Source organism: Microcoleus sp. Pol12B3 (genome assembly GCF_036701355.1).
In the GTDB taxonomy this organism is placed as follows: domain Bacteria; phylum Cyanobacteriota; class Cyanobacteriia; order Cyanobacteriales; family Microcoleaceae; genus Microcoleus.
The window spans coordinates 36,782-54,877 of record NZ_JAUBQS010000008.1; the positions used below are offsets into that span (position 1 = coordinate 36,782).

General features: G+C 44.8%; 18 protein-coding genes. 9 read left to right on the plus strand and 9 right to left on the minus strand.

Annotation, left to right across the window (positions count from 1 at the left end):
• Window positions 1-17 precede the first annotated feature (17 nt).
• The 7 genes from QUA53_RS05960 to QUA53_RS05990 all read right to left on the minus strand — a co-directional run bounded on the left by QUA53_RS05960 (window position 18) and on the right by QUA53_RS05990 (window position 8,808).
• Window positions 18-1,103, minus strand: a complete 1,086-nt coding sequence (locus QUA53_RS05960; RefSeq protein ID WP_333095611.1) for a sulfonate ABC transporter substrate-binding protein — start codon at window positions 1,101-1,103, stop codon at window positions 18-20.
• A 195-nt stretch (window positions 1,104-1,298) separates the two neighbouring features.
• On the minus strand, window positions 1,299-2,411 hold the full coding sequence (locus QUA53_RS05965) for an Mrp/NBP35 family ATP-binding protein (protein WP_333095612.1): 1,113 nt from the start codon (window positions 2,409-2,411) through the stop codon (window positions 1,299-1,301).
• Window positions 2,404-3,378, minus strand: a complete 975-nt coding sequence (locus tag QUA53_RS05970) for a HEAT repeat domain-containing protein (protein WP_333095613.1) — start codon at window positions 3,376-3,378, stop codon at window positions 2,404-2,406. The genes QUA53_RS05965 and QUA53_RS05970 overlap by 8 nt, the downstream gene beginning before the upstream one ends.
• A 32-nt stretch (window positions 3,379-3,410) precedes the next feature.
• Entirely contained in the window at window positions 3,411-3,638 is a 228-nt protein-coding gene (locus tag QUA53_RS05975) for a 4Fe-4S dicluster domain-containing protein (protein WP_332959817.1), read from the minus strand.
• A gap of 433 nt (window positions 3,639-4,071) precedes the next feature.
• Entirely contained in the window at window positions 4,072-5,775 is a 1,704-nt protein-coding gene (locus QUA53_RS05980) for a fumarate reductase/succinate dehydrogenase flavoprotein subunit (RefSeq protein WP_333095614.1), read from the minus strand.
• Between the two features lie 24 nt (window positions 5,776-5,799).
• Window positions 5,800-6,864, minus strand: a complete 1,065-nt coding sequence (locus QUA53_RS05985; protein ID WP_333095617.1) for a sulfonate ABC transporter substrate-binding protein — start codon at window positions 6,862-6,864, stop codon at window positions 5,800-5,802.
• A gap of 366 nt (window positions 6,865-7,230) precedes the next feature.
• The gene (locus QUA53_RS05990; protein WP_333095619.1) at window positions 7,231-8,808 is read right to left on the minus strand and encodes an adenylate/guanylate cyclase domain-containing protein; all 1,578 of its coding nucleotides are present in this window, start codon (window positions 8,806-8,808) and stop codon (window positions 7,231-7,233) included.
• An 89-nt stretch (window positions 8,809-8,897) separates the two neighbouring features.
• Here QUA53_RS05990 and QUA53_RS05995 point away from each other — a divergent pair, with 89 nt between their 5' ends.
• The 9 genes from QUA53_RS05995 (at window position 8,898) to QUA53_RS06035 (ending at window position 15,308) form a co-directional block, all read left to right on the plus strand.
• Window positions 8,898-9,158: a hypothetical protein gene (locus tag QUA53_RS05995; protein ID WP_006633439.1), complete on the plus strand. Its 261-nt coding sequence runs from the start codon at window positions 8,898-8,900 to the stop codon at window positions 9,156-9,158.
• A 228-nt stretch (window positions 9,159-9,386) separates the two neighbouring features.
• Window positions 9,387-10,217, plus strand: a complete 831-nt coding sequence (locus tag QUA53_RS06000; RefSeq protein WP_333095621.1) for a prepilin peptidase — start codon at window positions 9,387-9,389, stop codon at window positions 10,215-10,217.
• A gap of 61 nt (window positions 10,218-10,278) precedes the next feature.
• Entirely contained in the window at window positions 10,279-10,500 is a 222-nt protein-coding gene (locus QUA53_RS06005) for a hypothetical protein (protein WP_333068401.1), read from the plus strand.
• Window positions 10,501-10,629: 129 nt separating this feature from the next.
• On the plus strand, window positions 10,630-11,580 hold the full coding sequence (gene accD / locus QUA53_RS06010; protein WP_333095623.1) for an acetyl-CoA carboxylase, carboxyltransferase subunit beta: 951 nt from the start codon (window positions 10,630-10,632) through the stop codon (window positions 11,578-11,580).
• Window positions 11,581-11,964: 384 nt separating this feature from the next.
• Window positions 11,965-12,156 (plus strand): translation initiation factor IF-2, encoded by a 192-nt coding sequence (locus tag QUA53_RS06015; protein WP_333068403.1) that lies wholly within the window; start codon window positions 11,965-11,967, stop codon window positions 12,154-12,156.
• A gap of 145 nt (window positions 12,157-12,301) precedes the next feature.
• Window positions 12,302-12,790, plus strand: coding sequence for a photosystem II cytochrome c-550 (gene psbV, locus QUA53_RS06020; protein WP_333035576.1), 489 nt, complete (start codon window positions 12,302-12,304; stop codon window positions 12,788-12,790).
• Window positions 12,791-12,944: 154 nt separating this feature from the next.
• Complete coding sequence (psbV2, locus tag QUA53_RS06025; protein WP_333095624.1) at window positions 12,945-13,445, plus strand: photosystem II cytochrome PsbV2; 501 nt, start codon at window positions 12,945-12,947, stop codon at window positions 13,443-13,445.
• Window positions 13,446-13,570: 125 nt separating this feature from the next.
• Window positions 13,571-13,909, plus strand: a complete 339-nt coding sequence (petJ, locus tag QUA53_RS06030; RefSeq protein ID WP_333068405.1) for a cytochrome c6 PetJ — start codon at window positions 13,571-13,573, stop codon at window positions 13,907-13,909.
• 379 nt (window positions 13,910-14,288) lie between these two features.
• A complete protein-coding gene (locus QUA53_RS06035; RefSeq protein ID WP_333095625.1) occupies window positions 14,289-15,308 on the plus strand; it encodes a CHAD domain-containing protein in 1,020 nt (339 codons plus the stop codon).
• A gap of 334 nt (window positions 15,309-15,642) precedes the next feature.
• On the opposite strand, the gene QUA53_RS06040 is transcribed toward QUA53_RS06035, so the two are convergent.
• Window positions 15,643-16,140, minus strand: a complete 498-nt coding sequence (locus QUA53_RS06040; RefSeq protein ID WP_333095626.1) for a 2TM domain-containing protein — start codon at window positions 16,138-16,140, stop codon at window positions 15,643-15,645.
• A 169-nt stretch (window positions 16,141-16,309) separates the two neighbouring features.
• A complete protein-coding gene (crtA, locus tag QUA53_RS06045) occupies window positions 16,310-17,146 on the minus strand; it encodes a cyanoexosortase A (RefSeq protein ID WP_333095628.1) in 837 nt (278 codons plus the stop codon).
• Between the last annotated feature and the right edge of the window lie 950 nt (window positions 17,147-18,096).

Here is an 18,096-nt window from a genome sequence, read left to right on the forward strand (position 1 = left end):
TTAGTCTCCATCACTATTTATTGTTTAGTTACCTGAGCCACTTCGCTAATTTTTATCGGTTTGGGAAGCAGCTTCAAATCCAAGAAAGTATCAGCAACTTTTTGCTGGTAAGTAACGACTTCACCCGTAATTTGCTGCACACCGTAAGGCCGTCTCCGCGAGATTTCCTCTAAAGTTGGAACATCAATACCAAGCTCAGGAGACAGCAGTTTAGCCACTTCAGTTGGTTGAGTTACCGCCCATTGATCTACTTTTTGAAGTTCCTCTAAAATTGCCTTAATCCGGTCAGGATATTGCTCGTTAAAAGGTTTTGCAGCTAGATAGAATTCCCGATTAGCTACAAGCCCTTCTCCATCCTTAAGAATACGAGCACCTGTAGCTCGTTTCGCTACTGTAAAAAACGGGTCCCAAATCGCCCAAGCATCAACGTTACCTTGTTCAAAAGCTGCCCGCCCATCTGCTGGCGGCAGATAAATAGGCTGAATGTCGCTATATTTTAATCCGGCTGCTCTTAATGCTTCTACCACTAGGTATTGCACATTTGAACCCTTATTAAATACAACTTTTTTGCCTTTCAACCCAGCCACATCTTGAATGGGAGAATCTTTCGCTACTAAGATAGCTTCGCCTTTAGGATTAGGAGGTTCGTTAGCAACATATAGCAATGGTGCGCCAGCGGCTTGTGCGAAAATAGGTGGCGCTTCTCCTGTATGGCCAAAGTCAATACTGCCTGCATTCAAAGCTTCCAGTAATTGAGGACCAGCGGGAAATTGAACCCACTGTACAGAAGTGCTTTGGGAAGCCAAACGTTTCTCTAAACTTCCCCGTGATTTTAGGAGAGTTAGTGTTCCATATTTTTGATAGCCGATCCTAATTACATTGCTCTCTTGTGATTTAGAACTAGCCACCGATGTGGCTGCAGAAGTCGGGGCAGTAGTTCTATTTGTTTGCTGAGTAGTAGGAGTACAGGCAGAAACGGTCAAACTCAAACTGAAGCCAACTGCAAAAAGCAAAGCAAAGGTCTTGATTGAACTAGGTTTGAGTTGGCTCCCAAAATGCCTCAATTTAGCTAAAAATGGACTCTCTCTTAATCGGGTTAACACTGTGCCTTCCTAAGTTTCAAGTGTTGAAAACCAAAAAACGCAATAGCTATGTAAAAGCTGAGCTAATCATTATTGACGAGCAAGATACTATAAATCGACCGACAAACCGTAGATTATGCTAATAAGCTCCTATTATTCCACAAAGGACTTCAAAAATGCAAGCACATTGTGTAAATTTTTGCTTGTCTGACTTATCTAGTTACTTAAATGATTAATATTCAGGGGTAATGTATCAGTTGCACGCGCAGGAGAAAAAGTAGCATCTAGCCCTGCTGCTATCTGCATAAAAACCTGAGATACTGCCGAGTTCGGATCTGCAATTGTTAGGGGTTTTCCTGTATCACCTCCCGCACAGATGCGCGGATCTATAGGAATTTGGGCAAGGAGGGGTGCTTGAAGTTCTTCTGCTAACTGTTTACCCCCACCACTACCAAAAATTTGTATCGGTTCTTCATGGGGTGAGCCGATTAAATAACTCATATTTTCAATAATCCCAAGCACTGGAACCCCTACTTGGCGAAACATATAAATATTGCGACGGACATCGGAAATAGATATTTGTTGCGGCGTAGTAACGAGAATCACTCCACAAATAGGACTTTCTTGCACAATGGTAATTTGAGCATCTCCGGTACCGGGGGGTAAATCAATGAGTAAATAATCTAATTCGCCCCATTCTACATCTTGAATAAACTGCGTAATAATTTTGTGGAGAACTGGACCTCGCCACGCTAAAGAACGTTCGGGCTCTGCTAATAAACCCACTGACATCACTTTAATTCCCTGTGCTTCCAGGGGTAAAAATTTCTCACCTTTAGCAGTATTAATTGTCTCTACATCGGCTTGTCCTAAGCCTAACATTTGAGGAATATTGGGGCCGTAAACATCAGCATCTAGCAAGCCTACCTTGGCTCCCTGTAATTTTAACGCTGTTGCTAAATTCACAGCCGTTGTAGATTTTCCCACCCCACCTTTGCCGCTAGAAATAGCCAAGGTAGTTCGCACGTTGGCTATGGTACAAGTTTGAATGTAAGTTTTTTTGCACCAGCTTACAGGCGATAAAACAGATTCAATTATTTTTGGCAACTCTTGCTGATGCGAGCCAATATAAAGGCGTAAATAAATGTAATTTTCAACTATTCGCAAATTTCGCACCATTCCCAAACTGATGATATCATTTTTGAGTGTGGGTTCGATGACTAGTTTGAGATAGTTGACAACTTCTTGCTGTCGTAATTTTTCCACAGGATTGGGATTTTCTGAGGGGAGATGTGAGTGGTTTTTTGGTAAAGAGGAAGAATTAACCATTTTGGGAATTTTGCAGTAATGCTTGAATTTTCTGAATCCCTTTTTGAGCGAAAATAGTAACCTCTTTATCGGGATCGTCCAGAGATTGTTGCAGCGCAGGCATCGCGGCAGGATTGCTGAGATTGCCGAGGGCGATCGCAGCTTCTTTCCGCACATCTGAATATTCATCAGCTAAGGCTCTAATCAAAGCAGGCATGACTCGTTCATCGGGAATTTTTTGCAACGCTTGTAGCGCGAATTTGCGAACTTGCCAGTGTTCGTCACTTACCGCTGTTTCCAGGGCCAAAATTGCCGCACTATCGGCATGGATTGCCAAAGATTTAGCTGCATTTCGTCGCACTTGCCAGTCAGTATCGCTTTTGAGTGCTTGACACAAAATTGAGATGACTTCTGGATCTGTTAAATGTCCTAAACTTAAAGCCGTAGCACGGCGAACATTTAAATCTGCATCAGATATTAAGGCCAAAGCTTGGGGGCATTTTTCCACCTGATTTAGATAGCTGAGAGTGGTTACTGCTGTTGCTCTCAATTCAGGAACATCGGATGCAAAAAATGGTAAAATATCGGGTAAAGACTGAGCATCGTGAATCTTCCGCAACAAGGTTAAGATGTTGAGTTGGATATTAACATTGTCGAGGTGGAGTGCATCTAGTAGTTGTCGTAAGTCAGTTGGTGAAACTAATTCATTTAATGCAGATAATGCTTCTTGGCGAATATCGGCATCGTCGGAACCGAGACACTCAATAAAAGCAGGAATAGCCACAGGATTGCCAATTTCCCAAAGGGCAGATATGGCAATTTTTTGAACGGCAATACTTTCATCTGACAGGGCGAGAAGTAGGGCATTTGTAGCTTCTTCATCACCCAAATATTGTAAATTTTTAACGGCAACAAGGCGATCGCTTAGTTCGGGCGATCGCAGCATTTCTAGCCATTGATTTAATTCACTATCATTCTCAGCAATCATGAATTTTTACACTTTATACAAACTAAAAAAACTTAGCGCAACAAGAAGGGAATTTTAACCGTTATGGCATTGGTTGGACATTCTTTTTCACAGGGCAAACAAAACCAACATTCATCGTATTTCATGTAAGCTTTCCCTGTTTCGGGATTTTTAGCCAGTACATCCAAAGGACAAACATCAATGCAGACTTGGCACTTCTCCAAACACTTAGACTCATCTACAGTGACTGGAACATCAACTCGTTGTGTAATTAAAGCCATAGTTAGGTGCGATGGTTAATGGTGAATAGAGTTATCCGATTGTCAAGTGGGAGAGAGTGGGTTTATGGATATGATAGTGAGAAATCAAAGATATTGACGAAAACTCACCTCTACCATAAGCTGTATAGCATTTAAGCAACTGATTATAGTGGTCTGGTGCGTTAGAGGCAAAGTGTGGTAGAACTCACAAATTATTTAGAACTGACGCACTCTACAATATCTTCTCTACAAATCCATTAACTAGACAAGCTCTCACATCCCCCTTGAATGTATAGTAATCTTAGTTTTATTTGTCCAAATGACGGGGACAAATAACTTAATATTACTATAGCCATTCTAAATCATTTGTGAATTTCTTACTCCCTCCCCTTGATAAGGGGAGGGTTGGGGTGGGGTAAAAAATTTACGACTCCTGCAAGGATTGCTATATAACTCAACGCGCTACAACATTATAATCCTCTTTATGTAAATCAACATCCACAATATAAGGTTCAACTGGACGCTTAAACAAGCTCATTTCTCCAGATTCCCCTTTTTTCAAATTAACATGGCAAAACCACTCTTCATTATTTTTATCAGGGTAATCTAGCCGATAATGATAAAGCCCCCAACGAGTCTCACAGCGATACAAAGAAGCCCTCGCAGCCATTTCCGCACAGTCTCGAATAAAGTGAACCTCCATGCAGCGCATTAACTCATGAGGATCGCGAGCGCCCATTTCCTGTAGAGTTTCTTGATAACGGACAAAATTTTTCAGCCCAATCTCCATTTTGTTTCCTACTTTGGGTGGTTGTAAATAATCATTCACTAAGCGCCGTAACTTATATTCTACTTGCGTGTGAGGGATTCCGTTGGGCAGGTTTAAAGGTGCATAAACCCGAGCTTTTTCTGCTTCCAGAAAATCAGCGTCAGGATCGACATAATCTAAACTTTGGATGTAGTCAATGGCATTAGTTCCTGCTATTCTACCGAACACAAAAGCCCCGATCATATAATTATGAGGAACGCTTGCCATATCTCCCGCTGCGTAGAGTCCGGGCACAGTTGTTTCTGCCTTTTCATTCACCCAAACACCAGAGGCGCTGTGGCCGCTGCACAGACCAATTTCAGAAATGTGCATTTCAACGCCGTGATCGCGATAATTTTCCCCTCTACCCTCGTGAAATCTACCTCGACTCGGCCGCTCATTTGACCAAAGAATTGACTCAATTTCAGCGATAGTATCTTCATCGAGATGAGTCATTTTTAATTGAATTGGGCCTTTACCAGAGTGTAATTCATTCCAGATTTCCAGCATCATTTGACCGCTCCAATAATCGCAACTAATGAAGCGATGACCTTCGGCATTAGCAGTATGAGCGCCGAAGGGGCCGGCGACATAAGCGCAAGCAGGGCCGTTATAATCTTTAATTAGCGGGTTTACTTGAAAACACTCAATGTTAGTGAGTTCTGCTCCAGCGTGGTAAGCCATTGAATAGCCATCTCCGGCATTAGTCGGATTTTCATAGGTGCCATAAAGATAGCCGGAATCTGGTAGCCCTAAACGACCACAAGCACCTGTAGAAAGAATGACAGCTTTCGCTTGAATTACTACAAAATCGCCATTTCGCACGTCAAAGCCAACGGCTCCAGTAGCGCGTCCTGCTTGGACTAAAACGCGGGTTGCCATCACTCGATTGGTAACTTTAACTTTGTGGCGTTTTACCTGTCTGGTTAAAATTTGTTTGAGGTCTTTGCCTTCGGGCATTGGCAAAACATATTTGCCGACGCGATGAACTTGTTTTAAGTCGTAGTTGCCTTGGGCATCTTTCTGAAATTTTACTCCCCAACTTTCTAACTCTTGGATGACTTCATAGCCTAATTTTCCAGTTTGATAAACGGCTTTTTGGTTGAGGATGCCGTCATTAGCAAGGGTAATTTCGCGAACGTACTGTTCTGGTGTAGAATGACCGGGAATGACGGCAGTGTTTACACCGTCCATTCCCATGGCGATCGCGCCACTTCTGCGAATATTTGCCTTTTCTAAAATCAGCACTTCGCTGTCAGGATTTGCCTGTTTAGCTTTGATACCAGCCATCGTGCCAGCCGTACCGCCACCAATTACAAGCACATCAGTTTTTATCCATTGAGTATTCACGTTAATTTCTCCTGGCTAATGACCCTACTTACCATCTTTCAAAACGATTTCTTTAATTTGGACGGGCTTAGGAATAAGTTGCAGTTTGTGGAAGGTATCAGCAATTTGCTGCTGTCCGGCAATCTCTTCATCGCTGAGGGGAAAAAAGCCATAGTTGCGTCGCTTTTCAGACACTTCTAACACGGAGGCTTCTATCCCTAATTGCGTCTCCAGAAATTTAGCAACTTCTACAGGATTGCCCGCCGCCCATCGATCTACCTTTTTGACTTCATCTAAAATGAGTTTCAAAATCTCAGGATGTTCGTCCACAAAACCCTTGCGGGCAAGATAGTAACCTCGATTGGCAGCTATTCCTGTTGCATCTGTTATGAGTCTCGCGCCTGCGGATTTTTCTGCTGCGGCTAAGTACGGGTCCCAAATTGCCCAAGCATCGACATTTCCCCCTTCAAAAGCGGCGCGGGCTTCTGCTGGTTTGAGGAAAGCTGGGTTGATGTCGCTATATTGAAGTCCAGCCGCTTCTAAGGCTTTAACTAGGAGGTAATGTGTGTTAGAACCTTTGGCAAAAGCTACTTTTTTGCCTTTAAGATCGGCAACTGTTTTTATAGGTGAATCCTTGGGAACTAGGATACCTTCCGACTTAGGATTTGCAGTTTCGTAAGCAACATAAACTAATGGGGTTCCAGCAGCTTGAGCAAAAACTGGCGGTCCTTCTCCTGTGTAGCCAAAGTCAATACTGCCTGCGTTGATTCCTTCTAATAGAGGAGTCCCGGCAGGAAATTCTAGAAATTTTACAGAAGATTGGGAGGCTCCTAAGGCTTTTTCTAAGTCACCTTTGGTTTTGAGGGCGTTGAGAACGGTAGCAGATTTTTGGTAGCCGATGCTAACTGTAATGCTTTTTGGAGGTGCGTAAGTGTTCGCAGTGACCGTGTTCTGTGTGGTGGCGGTAGGAGAACAAGCTGCCACTACCAAACTCAGGCCGAGTCCGGTTGCAAATAGCAGGGAAAGACTGCGAACTCTCCGAGAAAGCAAAATTTGGCGGCAGTAGCTCAAAATGCCTAAGAGATCGGTTTCTGCGAGCTTAATCAACATAAATGCCAATAAGAAAGGGATTGAGAGTAACTTTACTGGCAGTATACCACTGTATGTCGATAAATTTACCGGAGTTAATAATTAAGCAGAGCGCGGATAATTTGCTTTTTACAGCTATATAGCCTTTCTCAGAAAGATGAGGTACTATCAGGCATAGGGCATAGGGCCTAGGCAAAGGGCATACCTCACCACGCTTGAGAACCGCTATATTGGGGAATTGTCGGTATTACAGGAAAAATACGGTAAATCGATAGAATTAGCGTATTTTTAGATTTTGGGGTATGATCGCGCATCATTATGATGCGGTAATGGTTTGTCCTGCTCTCAACTGACCAGTAGTATGCCACTATTGCCCAGCAAAGTTATTTAAACGCCCCCTTTTCCCTTGTCCCCTTTTGCGCCTTGCAAAGCAAAAATCGGAGTCAGAGCAGATTTCCCCTTCAGAGAAACAGCTCCCAAAGCCTCGCAAATGAAGTTTAGCTCGATCGACTCACACACCCTTTCAGCAATCAAAATTTGGTTTTCCCCCGCCTTGCTCATCAACCGAGCAGCCGTATTTACCGTATCGCCGAGGATATTAAACTCCCTGCGCCCTCGCGGTTCCCCAACCTCAGCAGCAAACACCGGCCCCAGGGATAGCCCAATTTGACAGCTTACTTTTATTTCTTTACCCCCGATAATTACCGCAGGCCAAGCTGCAATCATATCTCGGATCGCAATTGCCGCACTAGCCGCGCGGCTGGCGTCATCCGTGTGAGCGTCGGGCACGCCAAAATAAATCAGCATATCCGAACCATTCAAGTGCGCCGTTACTTTTTGCAACACGCCCCCTTTAGCTGACACTACAGCATCAATCGACGCAAACACCCGAGAAAAACCCCCTACCAGATTGACTTCTTCCTCCAGCGAAGCTTTGTCCACAGACTCCGGTAAACCAATCAAGTTGACAAACATCACCGTCGGTTCGGGAAAATCCGGCGGTATTTTGCGCCTGTCAGCATTTTCTACCAGCAGTCTCAGGATAGTTTTGGGAATATAACTAGCAAGGGGTTCAAGCCGATTCACAGCTTCCCCGATTTCTTTTACCAAGCCCGCAACGCTGCGATCGAGCAATACCGAACTCGGCATCCGCCGCCCAGTCAAAGTGATATCATACTCTCCGAGTCGATCGTCCGTGAAATCGTCCGCCACCAGAAAATAACCCGGTTTCCCAACTTCAAAACGAAATTGCTCTCCCAAAGACTCTCTAGCAGTTTCAGTCACACACACCCGCCCCACAGTTCCAGATCCCTCAGCTTGCTTGGCTTGCTGGACTGAATGCCCCAGCAGTACGTGAGCCATCCGCAGGGGGGTACCGATGTCAGCACTAATGTAGCGGCCGCAGTGGATACCCACCCGCATCCTCAAAGACAAAACACCCCGCGCCGTTTCAATATTGGCAAATTCAGCCATCGCCCGCTGCATCCGCAAACCCGCCCGCACCGCCCTGGCTGTATCCTCTTGGTAAACCCCTGATAGAAACTGCACCAGCATCGCATCTCCGGTAAACTCCAGCAAATCCCCGCCCGATTTGCTGACAATTTCAATCATCGAGGCAAAATAGTCGTTAATCACGCCCAGCAGACTTTCAGCTCCCTTGCGCCCCTGGCTCGCATTCGCTTCCAACAGCGAGGTAAACCCTGCCAAATCCGTGAACAGCAAGGTGCCTGTTTGCCACTGGTAGCGCACCTCGCCCGGGTTGGGCGGAGATTCGGACACGGGCCGGGGTACGTAGTCGTGGAGGATGTAGCGCAGAGTTCGCAGGTGATCGAAAACTCCCATTAGCGTTGCGGGGGACGGATCTACCCACGCAGCAGCGTAAAGTTGAGCGGAAAGGAGCGATCGCAGTCGCAGTTCGATCGCAGCTAAGGGAGGATTGTAGGTTAATCTATTAATAATTTCCACCTAAGTTTATTCTTAAAAAATAAGGTAAGTTCGATCGCTCTAGAGGCAACACCAATAGCTCGACTTAATACCATTATGATAAGTTTCCAGTGAACCCATACCAACCAAACCCAGAACCGACGATAGAAACTTCCGAAAGTCACAGTTTGCTAGCTCCCGATTTGATCCGAGCTGCTCGATCCGCCTATGGTATGTATCTAAAAGTGCATTCCGAGCAGATGCAGCGTCCTGCCGGTGTAGTTGTCAGTCAAGGAAGCGATCGAGGTCAGGTAATTTTTGCTTCGCAGCCCGTTTTGTTGCCCGGTGAACGTTTTGTTACTTTTGACGAAATTGAATCTCAAATGTATTAATTGGTAATTGGTCATTAATCATTGGTAACTAATATTATGCCCGCTCCTACGATCGCAATAAAATAGGTTTCTAGTGCATACCTAAGTTGTCAGGATTTTATGAAAACTTGCATTGTTGACTATTAACACCTTTTATGATGGGTGACTGACCGGACACGCTCTAAAAAACTAACAACTAACAAGTGATACATAACCACCGCAAACAATGAACAGTCAACAGACAAATTAATGGAAATTATCTTTAATTGCCTTGTCACGGCGATCGTCTTTATTCTCGGATCGGCTATTGGCAGTTTTCTAAATGTGGTAGTCTATCGGTTGCCTGCGGGTTTGTCGGTGATCAACCCTCCTTCTCGCTGTCCCAAATGTTTAAATCAACTCAGAACTTACGAAAATATACCCGTTTTCGGTTGGCTGTGGCTGCGGGGACGCTGCAATCACTGCCACAGTCGGATTTCGGCCCGCTATCCGCTGGTGGAAGCAGCTACGGGTTTGCTGTTTTTGTTAATCTTCTGGCGGTTTGGCGTAACAGTGCAAACTCTGGGTTTTTGGGCTTTGTTTAGCTGGTTGTTGGCTTTGTCTTTGATTGATTGCGATACAATGACTTTGCCTAATTCTTTAACTCGATCGGGTTTGGTGGTCGGATTGGTTTTCCAAATCGCGAAAGGTTGGTGGCCGACATTTAGTTTGATGGACTCGGTACACTATCTGGTACTCGATGGGATTGCGGGAGCAGTTGTCGGGTTGTGGCTGTTTGATGCGATTGGACTCGCCGGGACGATCGGACTAGGGCAGAATGCTATGGGGGCCGGAGATACCAAATTGGCCGCCTTGATGGGAGCTTGGCTGGGCTGGAAATACTTGCTGCTAGCGGGATTCATCGCTTGTTTAGCCGGGGCTTTTGCCGGTGGCGGGGCGATCGCCCTCGGCTTGCTCGATCGGCGTCAACCCATGCCTTTCGGTCCCTTTCTGGCTCTCGGTGCAGCAATTACTGCTCTGTGGGGGGAAGCCATTTTATCTACTTACTTGCAGTTGTTTTTCCCTAATTTTAGTTTCTGATCGGCAGGTGGTCAGGTGCGATCTAACATAATATTGTCTCAAAAATTGGTAAAATTGTTCCGTGTCTTGGATTACACTTACAACTACTAGCTTTCGTTGGGAAGCGGAATTAATGCAGCAGCTCCTGGCTGCTCATCAAATCCCGGCCCGGATCGTAGACTTGGGCATAGCATCTTATTTGGGGGCTGGAAGTGCTACAGCCTTGCAAGTTCTTCCAGAACACCAGCGAACAGCATCGCTCCTGATCAGTCCAGTTGAAGATGAGCCAGAATCTGGTGATTAGTCATTAGTCATTAGTCCTTAGTCACTGAACAACTAGCAATTGACAACTAGCAACTAACAACTAACAATTACTAATTACCAATTACCAATTCCCAATTACCAATTACCAATTACCAATTACCAAGTTTTAATGTCTCTATTTGATTGGTTTGCAAATCGAAGAAAATCAGTACCGAACTCCCAAGAACGGCCGGAACGAGAAATTGCGGACGGACTTTGGAATAAATGCGAAGCTTGCGGTGCCCTGAGTTATACCAAAGACCTGCGAGCAAATCAAATGGTTTGCTTGGAATGCGGGCATCATATCAGAGTTTACAGTGACGATCGCATCGAGCAGTTGATCGATCCCAATACGTGGGTGCCCCTTAACGAAGGACTGCACGCCACCGATCCCCTGAAATTTCGCGATCGGAAAAAATATAGCGATCGACTCCGAGAATTTCAAGAAAAAACAGGCCACCTAGACGCCGTAGAAACAGGCATCGGCAAACTCGAAAATTTGCCAGTCGCCCTCGGAGTCATGGAATTTCAGTTCATCGGCGGCAGCATGGGATCCGTTGTGGGAGAAAAGCTAACTCGCCTCATCGAACACGCCACGCGGGAACGCTTGCCCGTAATCGTGGTCTGCGCTTCCGGTGGTGCAAGAATGCAAGAAGGAATGCTCAGCTTGATGCAAATGGCTAAAATTTCCGGGGCTCTGGAACGCCACCGGGAAGCGAGACTGCTTTACATCCCGATTTTGACCCACCCGACCACCGGCGGCGTGACCGCCAGTTTTGCCATGCTGGGAGACATTATAATTGCAGAGCCAAAAGCTACTGTGGCATTTACGGGCGGCCGGGTAATCGAGCAAACTCTGCGCGAAAAGCTGCCGGAAAATTATCAAACTTCCGAATACTCCTTCGCCCACGGTTTTGTAGACTTGATTGTACCCCGGACTCAATTAAAGAAAACTCTCGGTCAGCTCATCAGCCTCCACCAGCAACAGCCTTTCTTGGCCGACTCGGAATTTCCCACCCTCAATGGCAGCGACAACCACGCTTTGCCCCCGCAAACTCACGCTTTCAAACTTTCTCCCTAAGCTGTCGCGCCGGATGATTGTCTATTGGTGAGTGCGGGACACTGAGGGAAATTGCTGAGGAATTGCTCAAAACCAGGCTTCTACCAAAAATATTTAGTTTGGTAACGAGACGTTCACGCAGACACCGGGTTTTAAACCTCGCGCCCGCATTTCCTATTGGTAATAACGACCCAGCAGTGGGATGATATTGATCGGAAGTTGATTGGCCCTGAAGTTTGGCTGGGCAAAAATACCTAGTCGCAGTTAGCGGTTAGTTAGCTTGCGATAGATCGAACAACATCTCAGAACAAACTAACAGAACAAGCTAACAGCGCTTTCTAAAATTGTCCGGCTTTCAGTTAATAGCCGTCAACTCAATTTTGACCTGTCAGCGACCTAAAAATTATGGGTTTTGCAGACCTGTCCATCGCAGAAATAGCAGAGGACTTCAACGTCCCTGTTGAAGACGTGATCCGCTTGTGCGATGAGTTGGAAATTGCCTACAAGCACCCTCAAACCCGTTTGGCTTTGGAGGATGTTAAGGCAATTATGTCCACTCTCGAAAAAAGGCGCGACTCAAAACTTATTGCAGATTAGCTCGCAAAATTCCTCTACCTTTAAAGGTATAGCTGCACAAACTTTCGCCAGTTGTTGCAGAATCAGGGAATTTTGAACACACATCTGTTTGCCAGGTACGATCTCTTAGCGTTCAATAATTTGCCGGATTTTTTTAAGGAGAACCATGCTTAAAAGATATTTCATTGCTCTGACCGCTGTATTCTTGAGCTTTCAGTTATTTGTCAGCAGTGCGATGGCTGTCGAACTGAGTCCTGAACTTCGCACTGTGACTTTGAATGACAAGGGTGCTCCGGTAGTGCTGAGCCTCAAACAAGTTCAGCAAGGCAAACGCCTGTTTAATTCGGCTTGCGCTCAATGTCACGCTGCCGGCATGACAAAAACTGACCCGAACGTGAATTTGAGCCCGGAAACTCTGGCTTTGGCCAACCCGCCCCGGAATAATATTGAGTCGCTGGTGGACTTTATGAAAAATCCCACCACTTATGACGGGTTTGAGGAAATTTCGGAACTGCATCCGAGCATGAAGAGTGCGGATATTTTCGCTGAGATGAGAAATCTCTCGGATGACGATTTGTACGCGATTGCCGGTCACATTCTGTTGCAGCCGAAAATTGTCTCCAAGCAGTGGGCTGGTGGCAAAGGCGCTCGCTAATCGATTTTAGATTTTAGATTTTAGATTTTGGATGTTGGATTGGGAGAGGGCTGAAGTTTGGCAAGAATTGCTGGCTGGTCGTTTTTCGCTCTAACATCTGAAATCTAAAATTTACCTCCGGCTCATTGATTATCGCAAAAGGTTGTAGTCCCTCATGCTGCGTCGTGGTGCTTTTGTCTGCTTTCTGTTGGGGATGTTAATTATTTTGCCGCTCGTGCTGTTGGCTCCTCAACCTGTTTTGGCTGCTGCCGATTCTTACGTGAATAGGTATTTACAAGCCAGCGAACCTGTGGCTCTGGAGTTGGACTCTGAGGGACATACTCGCTTGTTTTCGGCTCAGGATTTGTCTGCGGGCAAGGTATTGTTCGAGCAAAATTGCCTGAATTGTCACGTCGGAGGAGCTAATTTGCCCGATCCGACGATATCTCTGTCTTTGGCTGACCTCAAAGGGGCAACGCCTCCCCGCGACAACATCAATAGTCTGGTGGCATATCTGAGAGAACCGATGACTTATGACGGTACTGAGGAGACTTTTTGGTGCCGCCAAGTGCCGGAAAGCTGGATGCCACAGGCTGAGATTGAAAATTTAGCGGCTTTTGTGATCCGGGCTGCTCAGAAAGCTCCGGGCTGGGGCGTGGAGAATTTTGAGAGTTGAACTGCCACTGCCAAAAAGTGGTAAATTACTCGGAAGAAGGCGATACGACTGCGCGATCGCGCCTGTTTTAACAGGTAAAATATCTAAAGAATCACCCTTTGCGTGCCCATTAGAGGAGAACTGTGTTGAAAAGACTCTTATCGATCGCCCTGTTAGCGATCGCAATTTTTACCGTCGGCTTTGGCCGCCCTGCTTTGGCAGGAGATGCCGCTAACGGAGCTAAAATCTTTAGCTCGAACTGTGCTGCTTGTCACATCGGTGGCGGCAACGTGGTTATGGCCATGAAAACCTTGAAAAAGGAAGCTCTTGAGAAGTACGGTATGAATTCTCTCGAAGCTATTACCACTCAGGTAACTAAGGGCAAAAATGCTATGCCTGCTTTCGGCGCCAAGTTGAAGCCCGAACAAATTGAGGATGTAGCAACCTACGTGCTCTCCCAATCTGAGAAAGACTGGAAAGGCTAAACTGCCTCTTTGAAGTCGGGCAGCCTGGGCGGGTTTGATTTAATTTAAAACTTGTCCTCCCGATCGCACCCTCTCTCACCCTTTGGCGAATAAACATCGGTTTGAAGCGATCTTAACCTATTTGGGAAAGCGCGCCAGAAATTCGATTTTTATTAGCTCAAGGGCGAGGGAGGGTAATTCTATTTTAGATTTTAGATTGAAGATGGAAGATGGAAGATTGCTAAAAGCTGATTTTGTAGAAATTGTCAAGCAATTTATATTAAGATTTATTCGGGCTGCGCTTCCTAAATTAAAAGTGTGTGCTAGGATATAACCCCTTATTAGCAAAACTTTGAAATCGAGATTAAAGTCGATCTGCAAAGTGGAATCTACACCTGCCATGAACGTAAAAACATCAGCAAAAGTTAAAACTCAAGTTAAAACTCTCGGAGACGCTGCATCTGGGGCGATTGAGAAATATTTCCGCAAAAGTGTAGCGCACGAGGCTGAAGTTATCAAAGACAAAGACGCGGAAGAACTTCATCAAATGCGCGTGGGATTGAGACGTTTGCGATCGGCTGTGACTGGTTTTGCTCCGGTTTTAGATTGGCCAAAAGAGGCTTCGGAACGTAAAATTGGTAAGGTGGGGCGGATTCTGGGAACTCTTAGGGATTTGGATGTGATGCTCGAAAGTCACCAAAACCGCTATTACCAGAATTTGCCGGCTGAAGAACAGGAAGTTTTAGATAAAGCTTTGTTGAATTTGCTCAAACAGCGACACCGCGCTTTGAAAGGGGTGAGGGCGATTTTAGAGCACAAAAGCTACGAATCGCTGAAGCAGTCAATCGAGAATTGGTTGGAAGAACCGCAGTTTCAGGCGATCGAACATTTGCCAATTGCTGAGGTTTTGCCAGATTTACTGTTACCTCAAGTCAGTGAATTTTTCCTGCATCCGGCTTGGCTGTTGGGCACGGAATATGAAGATGGCAAAGTTAAAGTTGTTGATGATTTGAATGCTGAGGCTGTCGAAGAGAAGTTAGCAGCCGAGGGAACTATTCTGCACGATTTGCGGAAGCAAGCTAAGCGAGTTCGCTATTTGATGAATCTGTTTGGAGATTTTTACAGCGAGACTTACGAAGTTTATGTCGAAGATGTGAAAGCTATTCAGGAATGTTTGGGCGATATTCAAGACAGTGAAGTTTTAGGCGAGTTTCTGACAGATTTTGTCGATCGCGATCTGAAAAAAGAGTTGCCGAAGTTGGCTGGTTTGTTGGCTGAAAATCGCTACGCATCGTGGCAAAAATGGCAGATTTTGCAGCGCAGGTATTTGAGTTCGGAAATTCGGCAAGGTTTTCGATCTGCTTTAATTCATCCTGTGGTTGAAGATGCTGCTAAGGAAAAGTTGCCCCAGGAAAGTTAGGTTTTTCGGGAGGAGAGAATGCGATCGACTGCCTGGAGGGACTAAAAGAGGGATATTTGTAGGGACACGGCGTTGCAGTGTCCTTCATTGTGTAACTCAATAAAGGGCGATCACTCTTGGGGATAGGTTCAAGAAAAAACCTTAACAATTACTCTTTCCAGTAACGAGTTAAAAGCCGAATTACTTCACAAGTGTGAAGTAAAAGAAAGGGCGAGAAGCTGTTGTGCATCAATTTGACAGTCAATTTTTCTACAATTATTGTGGAACGGGCATCCTGCCCGTCTCTGGATTCAATTTAAATACGTAGCAGTTTAGAGTTTTTTACCATAGCACATCACGACTGCAACCACTTCATAAACTTATTCGTCGCAGTACCAATAGACTCTCCGACTTGTTTCTTCAACCGCCACCGCCCAAACGCTTTTTCGTACTCTTCCCCTTCAGTTTGATACACATTCCAAGCATTTAGCGACAATCCCAGTCCCCACGTTAGTAAAATGAACAGCGACCAAGAAAGCTCGTGCGAGCCAGCTAGATTAAACAAAACTAGAAAAGTATTGATAATTGCGTACTTGGTCACATTTTTCTGCCATTTGCCGCGACGGTAACGATTAAAAGCCAGTTTTTCTTGAACTTCTCCTCTATTTGCTAACCATTGCTGTTCCGCCGCTACAATATCCTGTTCGGAAATGCCCAATTCCGCTGCAATCTCGAAAAGCTGGACTCTGGATAGTTCCCCTTCATCTTGGCGGCGTGCGATCGCAAGCTGTAAAATACCCTGAGCATCCTCTGAACCGTAAACTTGACTTATTTGATTTTCATGAGTTGCCATAACAAGTTTCCTATAATTCCTGACATCCTTTCTATGATAGATATAGGCGCACTTAAACGACAGGTAGTGACATTGGGGGATTTCAACACCCGGACATTTGAGTGAGCGAGACTCCTCACTATGGTAGTGGAAATATAAAAACCAATATCCTACATCAAATTGAAACTAATTAATTTCCCGAACTTTGACTAAGTTTACTATCTCGTTTCAACATAAATTGATAAAATATCCCAAACAAAACCACTGCTATCATTCCCACAACTAAAGAACCTTCACCCTCATGCCAATATTTAAACAAATCTAGGCGATTAGATGCAACTAACAATGCCATTCCCGCCACTCTAAAAACATTAATAATAAAACCAAAAATAACAGCGGCACCTATTACCAAAGCCTTATTTTGTTTAGTAGGAAACATCACCAAACAAACTACAGCTAAACCTAATAAATAATTCATGGCCTCTATACCCGAACAACCCCCATTTACCAACACCCTTCCTGTAGGTAAAGCAACATAATTACCATCACGTGTTACATTAAAACCGATATACCACAAAGAATAATAAGCAAATTTAGCAGTAAGCGAGGTAATAAAATCCACTAAAGGTAACGTAATGACACTGGGGACGCCATGAAAAAATAGTATTACCAATTCACGCCAATATAGTTTTAAGTTATGAAAACCTACCGCAAGTAGGCTCAAACCTAAACCAGACAAAAAAGGTGCAAGTCTTAAAAAAGGATCGAATTTACTGGAAACCACAGCACTTTTAAATAAAATAATAGCTATTAAGAGCGTCCCTGCTACTCTCGACCATAGGTCACTTTTTATCTCACTCTGTTTGAGAACATCCTGGTTGTCCCAAAGCAGGGAACCCACAGCGCACCAAAAAACTATACTCATCCAAAAATGAGCAATATCGTCCAGTTTCCACAGGAGTGTCATATTCAGAGTTACTAAAGCTGTGGCAATAATGATGAGCCAAAAAAGTTTTCTCTTGAACATTTTAGATATTAGTTATTAGTTGATTGATGAGAGCCATACTTCGGACAGTTTGTGATTGTCAACCCTAGAATAAAGGTTTCCAGTCGATGCGGCAGTCGAAGTACCAACGAAAAATCCAGGGTTTCCGACTCGGAACTAAAAACAGTCCAGACTATTGTTTGTTAGATCATATCATAAAAATAGTAGGGGATGTAAACAACTCATTAGCTTGAACCCCTCCTACGGAAAGGACTCGGAGGATTTTAAGGGCTGTAAATCTTTGAGATGAGGTTAGTAGACATTCAGGAATTTGATGGGTAGTGAAACTCAGATGCAACCCATAGCTCAGCATTAGGACACTTATGGAAAAGACGGCTACTCGAAATGATTGGTTGAATACCTAGCACTGGCTTATTCAGGCGCTGTAAGCAAAGACTAACAAGGAAGTGAATCAACAATAATTAAAAATACGTAGTCTTAATAAGGCTTGGGTTTCTTGAGAGTAGACGCAATTGGCACAGCGCATGGTGTGACACTGAGGTTTGAGTAAATAAGGCTGAGCGAGTTAGATATTGAGCAATGCTCCATGGTGATTATCTCCTTTTAAAGAATCTCAGTGTCTTTATAGCAATCCTTGCATCATTTGTAAATTTCTTACTTCCGAGCAAGCGGGTTCGGGGAGGGTTGGGGTGGGGTAAAAAATTTACGACTCCTGCAAGGGTTGCTATATATGGGAAATGCTTCAGAAACGGTCTTACGGTAGTTCTTAAATGTGCGGTCTAGGGGCGATTTGACGGGAGCATCTCAATGAAAGCAGACAAGCTAGAAATTGGAGTTGGAAGGCCAGTGGAAAGAGGAAGAAGGAAGGAGCCGGAAGAAGTGTTTTTACAAATATGAGATGCTCCCTTGAGATAGGCTGTCAAGTCGGAGGTTTGCACGGTGGCGTGGTATCAGATACTAAGAAACCTGGT